We start from the raw sequence: 14,571 nt of genomic DNA on the forward strand, positions 1-14,571 counted from the left end.
CCAAGGCTGTAAAAGATTTTGATAAAGAAAAGTTCAAAATGGACATGAAAGCTTGTTTATATGATTCTGTTTAGATATAAGTAATAAGTGGCAAGTACTACTTTCATTTTTTTTTAAAATGAAAGTATAAATTTATATCACACGACCAAATACTACTATTTCTGCTCCATTACAAACTTTAATAGATGCAGGAAAAATAATTCATAAACATATTCCAGTTAAATAGATAGTCATGAATGTGAACATACATGAATTGAATGAGAAATTTAAAGAATTAATCACTAAACCATTTAAATCTAGTGAAGATTTAAAATTAAAAGAAGAAATAAGAATTGCTTTAGAAAAATCTTTAAGAGAGGAGGTCGCACAATTAGTGAACGATCTTAATTCAATAGGAATTAAAATAAATTCTGTATGGGATTTGGTTAATACAAATGAACGATATCCTGATGCTATCCCAATTCTATTAGATCACCTACAAAAAGATTATCATGAAAGAAATATAGAAGGAATAATAAGGGCATTAGCTGTAAAAGAAGCGAAAGGAAAGGCAACTCCTTATTTAATCACTATGTATCACCAAATTCCTAAAGATAATGATTCATTACGTTGGGCTATTGGCAATACCGTAGATATGACAATTACTCAAGATGACGTCAAGAGCATTTTACCAATTGTTCAGGATAAAACAAACGGAACTTCAAGACAGATGTTTGTTTTCGCTTTAGGGAAAATTAAATCTGCAGAAGTGGAAGATGTCCTAATAAATTTGCTTAATGATGATGAAGTAGTTGCTCACGCTTTAATAGCACTTGGAAAAATTAAATCACAAAAAGCAAAAGATAAAATAACAATATTGACTGATCACCCTAAACCTCTTGTAAGAAAGGAAGCTCAAAAAGCATTAAAAAAAATAATAAAATAAGTTTTGATCCATATGAAGATGACCTGGAGAGATCGACAATGGATAATGATATAATTTTATTTAAACATTTTGAAGCTTACCCAACTTGAGTGAAAAATAACTGAAAGAGCGTAGCGATGAGCTCGATTGTGAAGGTAAATGACAGATAAATAATATAAATTATAAGTATCTTTAAAATAGCAAGGAAACCCCAGAGGGATCATCAGTGCAGATAAAAAACAATTATTGATCTGATAAATGCAGCGTGACTTAAATCTGTGTACACATACGTTGGAATTTGGCGAGAGCGGCATGATGATGAATACATCCTTATGGATCAGCATAATTGAATTTTTAGACCACAGTATCCTAAAGTAGGTGACTCAAAATTTTGATAAGATGAAGATATTTATAACAACTCTTATTTTTATGACATTGTTTTCGTGTTCAAATAGTGAGAAGAATAATTTAGGCAATGGATTTCACATCATGAAAGGCGATAGAGAAGAAGATGATGTGGTGGTTTATTGTAAGGAGAAGGATAATAGTGGTTGCTTTGCAGGTATATATATTGTGCCAAGTTACGATCTACATTATGACTCGACAGGTAAGTATCATGTACATGTCCTAGGTGCTGCTGTAAATAACAACGTAATAGCTGTAGAAACTTTTAATAAATTGACCGCAGATACAAATTATTGGTTCATAAATAAATCTTTAAGTTTTCATTTGGATACGTGCGTTGTTGATTGTGAAAAGAGCATTAATAAATATTGTGAAGGCCCTTTTAACAAAGAAAGAGCTCTTGAGTATTTCGGCGCGAAAAAAATCAAATTGAAAAAAATGTATGGACATTCAAAAATATTTTCCGATTATATGAAAGGTATGTATCTATATTTATTGGAAGATCATACATAGCAGTCAGCTTCGCTCATGATTCACAAGCTGTTCGGGAAGGCTTCGGGAAATGTCTACTGTGCCTCTACTGTTTGTATACTGTTTGTCTACCTCGCCTCTATAGAAACAGTATAGGCAATGTATAGGCAGAGTAGAGAAACAGTAGAGGCGTTCCGAATAAGGGGCGAAGCAGTCTCGAATAAAGACCGAATGTTTCCCGCATTTCATCTCTTTGCGATTTCTAGTGTAATGAACAAAATAAGATTACATAGCATTACGCGCTATCGCTAAGTATATCATTATTTTGCTTTTCATTTTTTAATCTTTGATTTTCAGTTTATATTGTAGATGATTTCTAAAATATCTATATAGTTTTAAGGAAATCCGGACTAAATTATGGAAAGAATCTTGTACTTATTTCTGTTGGTGTTACTATCATCGCGCACCTCCAATTACTTCATGATATGAATGGTAGAGTAAAATCCTCAAATGAAATAACCGTTTGGAGTAAATGGGGAAACTTTTATTTAAATGTAAAAGTGAACCTTTAAAAAATCGTAGAAGCAACTAATCAGTTTAAAGAAGCTAATACAAATTATTTCAACAATAGGTTTAATAAAGTAATTAACAAAAATTAAATGGAAATGAATGATTTTACCACTGTAGTCTTCGTTCTGTTTATCAGTACTGTAATAGTATATGTACTGGTTTCGAGGACACAGCAGAAACGTAGGTTAGAAAAGATTGGACTAAGAACAGAAGGAATTATTGTCGATTTAGATTTTGATCGCTGGAGTAGAATCAGTGTTTACCATCCAGTAGTCAGATATCAAACTTTGGATAAGGAGAACGTCAGACGCAGATATTCTGTCGGAACTTACCCTTCATATTTTGAAATAGGAGAAAAGGTAATCGTAATTTATAATAAAGACGATACCGACGATTTCATTTTGAAGAAAATTCACTAGAATTCTCGCTTTCCAGTTATAATTCTGAAAACAGTAATAATAAAACATTATTTACTTTTGACATTGAATCAGATGCCAGCATAATTTAGGTATACAAGTTGGAGCAATGTTTGTCAACGGCTATCGTTTGGTAAAGATTTTAGCATATGAAGCTGCTGTTTAATTACAATAATCAATAAAAAAATGAATGATAGGTTAAAGACAATTTGGGTTTTTCATGGTGAAGGAGGAAGGTTTTCAAGTGGGGTTTTTACTTCAATTGAAAAGGCAGAAATATGGATAGATAGATATAAATTATCAGGAGTTTTAACAGAATATCCAATTGATGAAGGAGTGTACGACTGGGCATTATTTAATAGTTTTTTCAATGTAAAAAAAGAATCTCAACTGATGCCAAATTTTATCCAACAATTTACATGTGCAAGTCAAGATCATTATCATTATGAAAATGGAATTAGAGATAATTAGTCTTCATTAAGTTTCGTTAGCGTAATTACGATTCTGCTCTGCACTTTTTACAACTTCGTCAATTGTTTTTTTGTGCTGCCACTCCATCCGAAGCAAAGTGCTTTATCAACGGCTTCGCTCTAACATAATGAATGAAGATTAGACTTTTTTGCATAATAAACAAGCCAAACAGATTATTTGAACTGATGTTTTTTTTCGAACCATTGTCTCCAATCAGTTCGGCTTTGAGGATACCACCTTATGAAGCATTTTGTCGTTCTAACCATTTTAAAATGGATTAAATAATTTCCTCTGATTTTTCTTGCAATAATTAGTTTTATAATTAAAAAAAAATCGTTGCTATTTAAAGATTGTTTTTTATATATTAGATTGTAATTTTTAATCATATAAACACATGAGCTTTCATCATTTTTATAAATCTGAATTTTTGTTCTTTTTAAGCTGTTTTTTTATCTTTACAGTGAATGCTCAATCTAAGTTTCCTGAGGATAAGAATTACAACGAACTTTTAAATGAAGCAAAACAAGGTGACAAACCAATGTTTCTTGTCATTCATAATAATGGGGATCAGTTTTTACCTTTTAAAAATCAGATTTCACAAAAGATGATAGATGAATTGCAAACACAGTTTGTCACAGGAACTGTCCAGCTTAAACGAGATGATTTTAATCATCCCTTAAATAAGATTTTTTCTCTTAGTTCTCCAATATATCTCTTTACCGATAAGGATGGTATTCCTATTTTACGACACAATTTTCCAATAAAAGATGAACAGACTTTAGTTCGTCTAATCGATTCTGTTCATACCCTTGCCAAAGGCGAGACTCTTGGTAAGCTGACACAACAATATCGGAAAGGTATGCGAAATAGAGTGCTATTGACAACATTACTCACGCAATATCAATCATTAGACTTATATACCGATCAGCAGTTACTAAGTGATTATCTTGCGCAACTAACCGTTCAGGAATTAAATAATTTTGAGACCGTTATATTTTTGCTCAGTAGCGGCCCAGTATATAATAGTCAAAATTATCTCTTAGCGCGAACGAATAGCAAGATGGTTGATAGCCTGTATTCAACCTTGCCGTTGCCGCAGCGGGTGAAAATAAATAACAGGATCATTCAACAAACTTTTAGAGAAGCTTTGAATAAAAAGGATTTTTCTTTAGCTGAAAGTATTGGTTATTTTAGCTATACTACCTGGAAGCCAAATTATTTACGTGGAGAAATTTCACATAGATTTTATCCTTTAGAGTACAAACGCCTTATGAAAGATTCCGTTTCTTATGTTTCGATGGCAAAAGACTATTATGATAATAGTTTTTATAGGATTGAGCCAGATTCCATATCAAGAGTAGATTTTGCGGCTTCTCGGCAGACAAAAGACTTCCGCCGGAGTTTTGTTCTAGACAGTGCCGATAATGCGCTTTATATGAAAACTGCAAACGTAGGTCTTCAGTACATTAAAGACGAGCAGGCACGGAACTTAAATTATGGTTCGGAGCAAATTCTGGTATTTGGAAAAAATAATGTTAATGCACTTTTTGATGCTATTCGATGGCAACAAAAAGTAATCTCACTATATCCAAATAGTGGAAGATATCATCACACAATGGCCAGACTCTTATATCAAGTAGGTTTTTATGCCCAGGCGGAGTTCGAACAGCAGCAAGCAATACTTTATTACAAACCCAATAAAGAACTTAGCCGTCAAATGCAGGTTATTCTTAAGCAGATGCAAAATAGGATACTATGATTTGTTTGGAGCAGGATGTGAATTTAACCTGATTGGTATAAAATATTGCACACGCACCGGAATACCTCTTCTGTATCCGGGAATCCATTCTTTAGCCTTCTTAACGACATCAATTCCCTTTTGTCCTGTTCCATAACCAAGATCACTGATTATTTTAAGATCAACTGGTACACCCGTTGTATCTATTACGAAGCTAATCATTACTTGACCATTTACTTGAGCTTTTAATGCTTCATTTGGAAATTCATAATTTTGTGCTATAAACATCATCAGTTTTGGTATTCCACCTTTATATTCCGGTTGTATCTCACGTTGTTCATAAGGATGCTTTTTTCCTAGACTATCGGTTGTTGTTCCTTTTGTCAGAACACCATTTTCATACCATTCCTCAAATTGATATTTTGATTTTATAAATGAACCTTCCCAATAGCCTGTTCGAAGACCTCCCGAATAACTTCCTCGTTCTACATCTTGACCATTTTTTAGCTCTACCTTACCATGACCATCTTTTATCTGAACGGTACCTGTAGAATCAGCATAATAAATTAATCTACTGTTCATATCAGTCGATAAGAACTCGTTAGGTGCTTCTGTTAGATTGAAGTAAATTCTATTTTCTTTCAAAATGCCATTGTTATAATATCTTTTTACGGTATCTGCCAATTTATTATTTACATAAGTTGTACTCGATTCTAAGGAGCCATTATCATAGTATGTATCTAGGGTCCCCTCAAAGTATAACCGTTTTGGATCAGTTGTTTTGACCCAACCATGTCGCTTTAGATTTCCGTTAGGATAGTATTCATTCAATTCATGTACTCCAGCTTCATTAGGAATAAGGCGGAGTATATTTGTGTAATCAGCAGAATCTTTATTTGCCGTGTATCCACCATTTTTTTTCATGTAGGTAACAATAGTTTCCTGCGCTTTTGTAGGGATAGCAAAGAAAAGTAATATGAAGTATACTATACATTTGTTAATGTTAAAAAATGAATATTTCATCTGGTAAATTTATCAGTTTATGTTTTTTAAATATAAAGAAAACTTGTCATTTTTCAGCAAAAGTATTTCAGCATTTTTTTAGTGAAGTTGTCTGAATTACTACTAAATCCAAATATGGATTTCTCTTCTTTAAGCAGATTTTTTCAGGATCGGCGTATCTATTTTGGATTTTTGTTTAGCATATAAAAGGTTTGCTAATAGCAAATCTATATAATTTTCGCTTTGTTGTCCCGTCAATCCAGCCTAAGCACAGCGGTTCATCAACAGCTCCACTCCATTTTAATGAATGAAGATTAGACTTTTTCGAGTCATAATCAAGCCAAACAGATTGTTTGGACTGATAATTTTTTTTCCAACCACTGTCTCTAATCTGTTCGGCTTTGAGGACACTCTCTTTATTAAGCATTTTGTTTTTCAAGGCATTTTAAAATTGATTGGGTAGGTTTCATCTGGCTTTTCTTGCTGTATCCAATGACCATAGTCTAGGTTGACAATGTGCAGATTATGAACATAGTATGTTGATCCGTTGATACCCGGTTTGCGACAGACTTCCTCCATCCGGTGCCCGGTTACGGACTGCTTGAGAGCAAAGCGGATCTGTGCTTCGGTAACCGACCGAAGCGAGCTCATCGAAGCATAACTTTCTTCGATTTTTTCATTTTGAGTACTCCTATTTAAAATTAGTAATTCTGGTCCGAATTCTATACTTTTAAAATGGCCACTTTTTGGGGAGGAGGACATTAGTTATGATGATCCGTTTAATATCGCTTAGATCTCCGCTGAACTAACATTAAAAGAGCTAAATCAAAGACTTAAAAAGCGAATTGAAGTAACTTCTAAAATGGGAGCAGATATGGGGCAAGGTCAAAGACAAGGAGCGAAATAGGATCTAATAAAATCAATAGAAAAATTCTTAGGGCAATACTATATGAAATCAGTAAAAGAAATTCTCGAAATGTTACTTGAAGAGCTAATTATGTACCTTGAAAAAAGTGAACATTTTGATACATTGTTAATGTATCAAAATAAGAAATTAGGAGACACGTCATTTCTATTAGCGGCATTACTTGAGTCACTCTTAAAACAATATCATATTGATTGGGATGAAAAGAAGTGGATCGATGACAGTCTCATAACTCGCGTTACAACAAATAATGATATATTAACATTTGAAGGAGTAATGATTTGGGGCATCATAGATTCAACTGAACAATGGACAGATCCCTTCGTTTTTAATATTGAAATCCTTAAAGACAAAAAAAATTATTCAGATTTTACTTTTTTGTTTTGTGATATGATCAAATCCGAAATAAAGCATTAAGATTTTAATAAAACGTCTGATTTTTTGTATACCGATTACATTTGTATTTATGAATCTAATTTACAAAAAAGTTTAGCCAATCCATCGCAGTATTTCATAAACTCAACTTTTGGTTTACATTTAATCACAATTCCTTTCCAATCAAAAAAGTTTAGAAAGATTCACCTACCTATTTCCACCATTCACCGAGTTTTTAGTTGGTTTAGTCTAATTGCCATAGGGTAGGAACGATTTACACCCTACTTTTGAATCAATAACTAAGAACAAAAAACTAACAATATAACATAAAGATATTATGAAAACTTTAGCAAAAACATTCGCAGCAGCAGCCTTGATCGCAGTATCAACATTCACTATGGCAGCAGGCAAACCAGAGGTAGCAAACCCTAAAAAAGCAGTAGTCAACTTATCCACAGCAGATCTAGCCATTGATCATTACATTGCGGTTATGACAGAAGGACAATCAGCAGGAGTAGAGCAGCTGTTTACAACAGACTTCAGCCAGAAAGTACAGGCATCAGAAGATAAAACTAACAGCCGCTCTGAAGTTATTTCCTTCTTGAAGAAACAAAAAGGAGAGCAGTTAAACTGTAAAACCAATACTACAATCGTACAGGAGTCTGGTGACTATATGATCGCCAAAGTAACCATGCAGTTTGAAGGTTTTACCAAAACAGATCTCGTGACATTGGTTAATGATGGCGGTAACTGGAAAGTATCCCAATCGATCAACTCTTATAAGTAATTTATTGTTTAATCATATGTTTAGTTAAAGCCACGTCGTGAGATGTGGCTTTTCTTTTTTCTACTGTATCTCGAAATATTGATCCAATTTTTGCTAGCCGACAGCAAACGATTACAAACGACTACAAACGTTTAATAATCGGCTAATATTTTTAGTTTTTATCATATTTGATTTATGTAATTGATTATTTAAGTAAATCCTAAAATTATGTTAGCACATGCAGAACCCGTATTTATTGATCCAACCACCGATGAAGGATTCAAGCGGTTATTCGGAGACAAGGTCAACCTGATCAACTTTTTAAACATCATCTTTCGTGGTCGTAAGATCATCACAGATCTTACTTATCGGGATACCGAGCGTATCGGAGCGACCGAAGAGATCGGCAAAGTTATCTTTGATCTTGTAGTCCAGATCAGTACAGGAGAAGAGATCATCATCGAGATGCAGACCAGTACACAGACCAACCTGAAGCAACGTATGCTGTATTATGCCAGCAAGGTCATTTCAGACACAGCACCCAAAGGGAACCGTAAAGCCTGGGGGTATGCCATTCCCGAGGTTTATACAATTGTCCTGATGGACGGTTTTCATATGCCGGGAGGTGATCATAAAACCTATTTTCACGATACCTGCCTGTGTCATAGAGATTCAGGACAAATTTTCTATGAAGGATTTGGGTTTATTTATATGGAATTGATTAACTTTGTTAAAAGCGAAGCTGAGGTTGAAGACGAACTGGACAAAGTATTCTTTATGCTCAAGAATATGTCTACGTTAAAGACCCTGCCAAGGATTATGAATTCCGAAGTATTTCAACGCTTCTTTCAGTTGGCCAGCTACGCAAAATTGACAAAGGAGGAACGGACTATGTATGATATTAGTTTAAAACGTAAGTGGGATGCTGAAGCAGTGCGGATGTATCAAGAAGGATTAGAGGAACAATTGGGAGGACTAGAAAAGCAATTGGAAGAAGCTAAAAAAGCATCATTAGTAGCTAAAGCTGAAGGACTTGCTGAAGGAAAAGCTGAAGGCGAGCATAAGAAAGCCATTGAAACAGCTTTGAGGTTTAAAGAGATGGGTTTACCTGTAGAGCAAATCGCTAAGGGTACCGGTCTTTCCAAAGAAGAGATCGAAAAACTGAAGTAGAACAGTGTTCTAAAATATACAGAACCGTTTGGGATGACCAAGCGGTTTTTTTTGTGCCTTTGTTATGGACAAGTGGGGGACAGCGGAATAACTCCACTCCAGGTTCAACCACTTCACCTAGCCATTTCCACCATTCACCGAGTTTTTAGTTGGTTTAGTCTAATTGCCATAGCGTAGGAACGATTTACACCCTACTTTTGAATCAACAATTAAGAACAATAAACTAACAATATAACATAATGATATTTATGAACACTTTAGCAAAAACATTCGCAGCAGCAGCCTTGATCGCAGTATCAACATTCACTATTGCAGCAGGCAAACCAGTAGGAGACAACTCCAAAAAAGCGGTTGTCAATCTATCCACAGCCGATCTAGCCATTGATCATTATGTAGCAGTTATAACAGAGGGACAGTCGGCAGGAGTAGAGCAATTGTTTACATCAGATTTTAATCGGAAAGTTCAGGCCTCAACAAATAGGATCAATAGCCGTTCAGAAGTAATTTCCTTCTTGAAAAAGCAAAAAGGAGAGCAGTTAAATTGTAAAACCAGTACTACCATTGTTGAGCAATCCAGTGACTATATGGTAGCAAAAGTGACTCAACAATTCGAAGGATTTACCAAGACCGATTTGATCACCTTGGTTAATGATGGTGGCAACTGGAAAGTATCCCAATCTATCAACACGTATAAGTAAGTTAAGTAAATTTCATATGTTTAGTAAAGGCCGCGTCGAGAGATGTGGCTTTGTTTGTTTTTATCTAAAAAAAATATAAAGCTCGTTAAATGTTGATTAATTTTAAATATTTAGAGAAATAAAAATGGAAGTTAAATATATCAATAAATTGCAAAAACTTAAAAGGCCTTTTCCTGCAGAATTATAAACAAATCATCAAACAATCAAATGTGTAGTTCGTCGACCGGATACTAACAAAGAGAAAGTAATCTTCTAAGCAACTTCATAAAAAAAGGGTACTTTGCAACGGAATCATTGATGTACTTTATCGCGGAACACCCAGTTAAAGCTCTATCAATCTTTTTATTCTTTTCTTACCCGCGTAAAGCTTATCTATTAGCGGATAAACCTGTTCTTGAAATTGTTGGAAATTTATTGTATGTTTTGGAAAATTTTTGATAAATGCTTGATTCCCGCTAGTACCAATAGCTATATTATTAATTTCTTTAGAAATGTAAGATACGTTATCATCTGGTAAATAAAGGTTAAGAATCGCTCCAGGTAATCCACCAATACATTCCGGTCCCACATCATATGGAATAGATGGAGTAAAAAAAGCAACAACATAGATAGAATCATTTAAAACACCGTTTGCTCTAATGCAGGTATATCCTAAAATTTCTCTGTTCTCGTTTGTTATTTTCCAGCGTATTTGTTTTTTTTTGTCTTTTATGAAAAATTTGTTATTGAACAATTCTTTCTCGATTTGATACATGCTATCAGCATGTTTTGTATATATCGTATTTCTTATTTGAAGCTCAGTGTATTGTTCATAAATTCCCCCATTTGTATTTTGTGAATTTTTAATTTCTTGAAAGAAAGAATGATCTTTATCAAATTCTAGTTTATAATTAACTTTTAAAAATTGAGGGTTTGTTTTTCTATACTCGTTAATTTTTAGATCTATAGGTATAGATTGATCTGAATTGTTCTGTGCTTTTATAAATGCATGCATATTAAGACTTCTTTCATAAATAATTAGATTTTCGCTACTTTGATTTTGAGCTACTATAGAGGTGATTTTTGTGAAAGACAAAATGACGAGTAATAATAATGGCTTCATCTTATTAAAATTTTGAAAATGAATATTTAACTGAAATGTTATAAAATCTTGGAATTGTATTTGCATAAATTTGATTTTGCATACTCTGATATAGGCTTCTTGAGTATCGTGTATTGGAATTTAATAAATTGTAAACTCCGCATGACAGCTGTAGATTTTTGTCTTTCAGTATTTCCTTATAGAGCTTAGCGTTGAGTAAATTTTGATTATATGATGGTAGAAAATTATTATTTCCAAATTTTTGTTCATACCAACCATCAATTTTTAAATTTGTTATTTTTTTAAGTTTGTATAGGTCAAATTCAAAATGCATTTTAAAACTATATAAACCTCCCATTTTAATGGAAGAAATATTATTTTCAAAATTTTCATAGTATGGGTTTGCTGAATATGAAATTCTAGCAATACGTAAATCTGTATAAGAAATATTAAATTCAGGAGAGATTTTTAATATTGAATTTTTTGTAAAATTATCGTCAATTTTATTGTAAAACTGATTAAATGAAGTACTTAAGTTTGATCCAATTCTAATTTTTTTTGTCAATTCTCTACCAAAAAAAATAGAAATCTCCTCATTTAATGACGCTTTTTCTCCATTTTGTGCACGATAGGTTTTAATACCTTCATTATCTATACTTAAGTCATAGATGATTGGTTTTAAGATCTGGTTATGTGCAACGGCAATTCCCAAGAACACACTATTAATTGGATTAAAGTAATTTAGAGTACCTGAAATAGTGTTTTTAAATGTTGATTTTAAATTTGGGTTTCCTACTCTTAAATTTTGAGGATCACTATTATCTAAATAGGGTATTCTTTCAGTAATTGAAGGCTGGATTGTCGTTCCCAAATATTTTAGGCTTATTGATGATTTTGTTGAAACATCTAAGTCTATTTTAAACTGTGGATTTGCATTCAAAATATTATCAACCACTCCTTGATTGAATAAGTTATCTGTTAATTTCGTGTTTGAAAAAAGAAAAGTATTAGAAAAAGATATTGCTCCTTTCTTTAAATTATACTTGAAGCTTGGGTTAAGTAAATGGACAGTCTGTTTTATTTTATTTAATGAACTTGTTGAAGAATCAAGTGTCGAATATTGTGAAGTATCGCGGTTATATGATAGTAAATCCGCATTGTTAGTATTTCTTAAATAGCTGTAACTTAGAATTGAGGAGAAAGTTTTGTTAAATTTATAGGAATAAATCGCATCCAAAGCAATTACGGACATATTTCTTTCATTGTTTTTTAACTGATTTAGTCCTATTTTATTATCGCTAATTGAATAAACACTTGTGTTCCCATTATTATTTGCAGTGTTAAAAGTTCCTGATAAAGAGAGAGATTGCTTTTGTCCAATTTTTCTAGTCAGACGTCCTACTATATTAAACGAGTTTTCTTGACCATCGCTATTTACTGTATTAAGATAATTAAAATTTTTATCTCCAGTAATGAGTTTTCCGCTTGCAATTTCATTAAGTGTTGTTTTTTGTTGAAAATAGTTAATATCGAATTTTAAATCAGATAGTGAATCAATATTGTGCTTTATGATTACGTCAAAATTATTTTTTCGAATTTTACTTTTATTAAATGCATTGTTCTCCCTATTGTAATCGAAAGTATTTGTAATTAATTGATCAAAGGAATTGCTTGTTTTTTCAAGGTCAATACCACTTGAAACAATATTGGTATTTAACGTTGTTTTTGAATTATTTGCTGTTATACTATAATGTCCTCCGGCAGAAAATGATTGAGGTGATCCTTCTCCATCGTATCTCCCATTAAATGAATTTAAGGAAGTATTTGTGTTCAGTACCGTGATTCCGGGGCGTTTTATGTTAAAACCATATTTGTTTTGATCCGAAATAGATAAAGAAGTAGTTCCTATATTTCCTATTAAACCATAAATAGAAAATTTAGAACTTCCGTTGAATCTATTTAATTTAGCCTGGCCATCGTACTTTTTAAGATTACCTATCATTGCAAAAAGTTCTCCAAATTGCCCTCTTTTTTTATCCTCTTTTAATTTAACATTAATTGTTTTTTCGCTTTGGCTCTGATCTTTTATATTAGTCAGCTTTTCGAAATCCGATTTGGTATCATAAACTTGTATTTTATCTACCATATCGCTACGTATATTTCTTGTTAGCAGGGTGGGGTCATTGCCAAAAAATTCTTCCCCATCGAGTAATACTTTATTTACAGTTTTTCCATTAGCCGTTATTTCACCATTTCTATCTATTCGTAAACCCGGGAGTTGTTTCAATAACTCTTCTACATTAGCATTTTTCTCCGTTTTATACGAATTAGCATTATATTCTATTGTATCCCCCTTGATCAGTATTGGAATTTTTTTATGAATTTTTATCTCATCAAGAATTATGGAATTTTTAATTATTGAGATCATTTTCATTTTATCTGTGTAAATAAAATCTTCATTATAATCAATGTAGCCCTTGGTTGAGACGATAAGTGTGGCAGAATCTGATGCAGGGACATTTAAAGAAAAACTTCCATTGCGATCCGAAAAGGTATGTGATAGAAGAATAGAATCGGTTTTTTTGATCAGATAAATTGTACTACGACCCACTGTAGCTGTAGTGTCTATTTTATTGTAAATGATACCACTTAATTTTCTTTGTCCAAGCGATAAATTAAAGAAAAGAATACTAGTTAAAAATACTAAGAATAATTTAATTGACATGAAGAAGTATATTTATAGGTTATATTTGGCGTCTGGATAGGTTAAACTTAACGCTTAAATATCATTTTGAATGAATTATATTATAATGGTCATATACAACCTAGTTATAGGCTTTTCTGTAATTTAAAATAATTCACAAAGTTAGATTGCAACACAATAAAATGTCATAAACTATTTAATTACTTTTTTTATTTCGATTACACCATTTTCATTTGTTAATATAAGAAGATAGTTTTTATGATCATTGATGTCGTTACATTTAATTTCTTTGTTAATTTTGTTGTAATTCCACGAAAAAGCTAAACTGTTAAGTTTACCTTCTAAAAAAGAGTATTTTATAGGTGAAGTGTAAATATTGTTTTTTTGTAGCTCTTTGGTGAGTTGCTCCATCTCATTTATACCGGCTGTTTTAAGATCTAGAACATACATTTTACTAAAACCTTTGTTTGGTTCATCTATCGTTTGTTTGTTTATTATTTCGTTTTCGATTGGTTTTGATCTAATTAGGTTATTTTTGTTAATTATTGCTAGTAAATTTTTTACCTTTGCGCTATCTTTGTTTTTGTCAGTAATTATAATCATTACTTGATTACTTCCTAAAGCCTTTTGTACATTTTCACCAAATAACAAAAAGCTTCTGTGAATATTTTCATTATTCACAGATTCTACTACTTCCTGATTTGCTATTTTCTTTTCACCGTCAATAAAAAATAGTATACTGTCAATTTTTACGTTGGAAGAAATCTGAACTTTTTCTGAAGCTGCAATTCTTGTTAAATTACTTAAAAATATCGCTAAAAATAGTGCTAAGTGAAAATAATTTATTTTATTGTTCTTCATAATATGGATATAAT

General features: G+C 32.3%; 15 protein-coding genes. 9 read left to right on the forward strand and 6 right to left on the reverse strand.

Translation table 11 applies throughout. The annotated features are described in order from the left end of the window. Window positions 1-232: 232 nt before the first annotated feature. The 5 genes from FHR29_RS04195 to FHR29_RS04215 all read left to right on the forward strand — a co-directional run bounded on the left by FHR29_RS04195 (window position 233) and on the right by FHR29_RS04215 (window position 4,996). Window positions 233-925 (forward strand): HEAT repeat domain-containing protein, encoded by a 693-nt coding sequence (locus tag FHR29_RS04195; RefSeq protein WP_183912552.1) that lies wholly within the window; start codon window positions 233-235, stop codon window positions 923-925. 378 nt (window positions 926-1,303) lie between these two features. Continuing rightward, on the forward strand, window positions 1,304-1,822 hold the full coding sequence (locus FHR29_RS04200) for a hypothetical protein (RefSeq protein ID WP_183912554.1): 519 nt from the start codon (window positions 1,304-1,306) through the stop codon (window positions 1,820-1,822). A 623-nt stretch (window positions 1,823-2,445) separates the two neighbouring features. After that, on the forward strand, window positions 2,446-2,769 hold the full coding sequence (locus tag FHR29_RS04205) for a DUF3592 domain-containing protein (RefSeq protein WP_183912556.1): 324 nt from the start codon (window positions 2,446-2,448) through the stop codon (window positions 2,767-2,769). A gap of 183 nt (window positions 2,770-2,952) precedes the next feature. Then, window positions 2,953-3,237: a hypothetical protein gene (locus FHR29_RS04210; protein WP_183912558.1), complete on the forward strand. Its 285-nt coding sequence runs from the start codon at window positions 2,953-2,955 to the stop codon at window positions 3,235-3,237. A 394-nt stretch (window positions 3,238-3,631) separates the two neighbouring features. After that, entirely contained in the window at window positions 3,632-4,996 is a 1,365-nt protein-coding gene (locus tag FHR29_RS04215) for a hypothetical protein (protein WP_183912560.1), read from the forward strand. Here the strand turns inward: FHR29_RS04215 and FHR29_RS04220 are convergent. The 3 genes from FHR29_RS04220 to FHR29_RS04230 form a co-directional block, all read right to left on the reverse strand. Then, window positions 4,991-5,998 (reverse strand): energy transducer TonB, encoded by a 1,008-nt coding sequence (locus tag FHR29_RS04220; RefSeq protein WP_183912562.1) that lies wholly within the window; start codon window positions 5,996-5,998, stop codon window positions 4,991-4,993. The genes FHR29_RS04215 and FHR29_RS04220 overlap by 6 nt on opposite strands. 175 nt (window positions 5,999-6,173) lie before the next feature. Continuing rightward, window positions 6,174-6,404 carry a hypothetical protein gene (locus FHR29_RS04225; RefSeq protein ID WP_183912564.1) on the reverse strand — a complete coding sequence of 77 codons (231 nt, stop codon included), beginning with the start codon at window positions 6,402-6,404 and terminating at the stop codon, window positions 6,174-6,176. 8 nt (window positions 6,405-6,412) lie between these two features. After that, on the reverse strand, window positions 6,413-6,739 hold the full coding sequence (locus FHR29_RS04230) for a hypothetical protein (RefSeq protein WP_183912566.1): 327 nt from the start codon (window positions 6,737-6,739) through the stop codon (window positions 6,413-6,415). A gap of 187 nt (window positions 6,740-6,926) precedes the next feature. On the opposite strand from FHR29_RS04230, the gene FHR29_RS04235 reads away from it, so the two are divergent. From FHR29_RS04235 to FHR29_RS04250, 4 genes are all read left to right on the forward strand, one after another. Continuing rightward, complete coding sequence (locus FHR29_RS04235; RefSeq protein WP_183912568.1) at window positions 6,927-7,319, forward strand: hypothetical protein; 393 nt, start codon at window positions 6,927-6,929, stop codon at window positions 7,317-7,319. A 295-nt stretch (window positions 7,320-7,614) separates the two neighbouring features. Beyond that, window positions 7,615-8,064 carry a nuclear transport factor 2 family protein gene (locus FHR29_RS04240; RefSeq protein WP_183912570.1) on the forward strand — a complete coding sequence of 150 codons (450 nt, stop codon included), beginning with the start codon at window positions 7,615-7,617 and terminating at the stop codon, window positions 8,062-8,064. Between the two features lie 207 nt (window positions 8,065-8,271). Then, window positions 8,272-9,213 carry an Rpn family recombination-promoting nuclease/putative transposase gene (locus tag FHR29_RS04245; RefSeq protein WP_183912572.1) on the forward strand — a complete coding sequence of 314 codons (942 nt, stop codon included), beginning with the start codon at window positions 8,272-8,274 and terminating at the stop codon, window positions 9,211-9,213. Between the two features lie 248 nt (window positions 9,214-9,461). Then, window positions 9,462-9,911: a nuclear transport factor 2 family protein gene (locus tag FHR29_RS04250; protein WP_183912574.1), complete on the forward strand. Its 450-nt coding sequence runs from the start codon at window positions 9,462-9,464 to the stop codon at window positions 9,909-9,911. Between the two features lie 322 nt (window positions 9,912-10,233). Here the strand turns inward: FHR29_RS04250 and FHR29_RS04255 are convergent, their stop codons facing one another. From FHR29_RS04255 to FHR29_RS04265, 3 genes are all read right to left on the reverse strand, one after another. Further along, window positions 10,234-11,013: a GLPGLI family protein gene (locus tag FHR29_RS04255; RefSeq protein ID WP_183912576.1), complete on the reverse strand. Its 780-nt coding sequence runs from the start codon at window positions 11,011-11,013 to the stop codon at window positions 10,234-10,236. Window positions 11,014-11,017: 4 nt separating this feature from the next. Beyond that, window positions 11,018-13,717 (reverse strand): outer membrane beta-barrel protein, encoded by a 2,700-nt coding sequence (locus FHR29_RS04260; RefSeq protein ID WP_183912578.1) that lies wholly within the window; start codon window positions 13,715-13,717, stop codon window positions 11,018-11,020. Between the two features lie 171 nt (window positions 13,718-13,888). After that, complete coding sequence (locus FHR29_RS04265) at window positions 13,889-14,557, reverse strand: hypothetical protein (RefSeq protein WP_183912580.1); 669 nt, start codon at window positions 14,555-14,557, stop codon at window positions 13,889-13,891. Between the last annotated feature and the right edge of the window lie 14 nt (window positions 14,558-14,571).

Origin of the sequence: Sphingobacterium sp. JUb56 (genome assembly GCF_014191365.1) — a bacterium.
GTDB lineage: Bacteria > Bacteroidota > Bacteroidia > Sphingobacteriales > Sphingobacteriaceae > Sphingobacterium > Sphingobacterium anhuiense.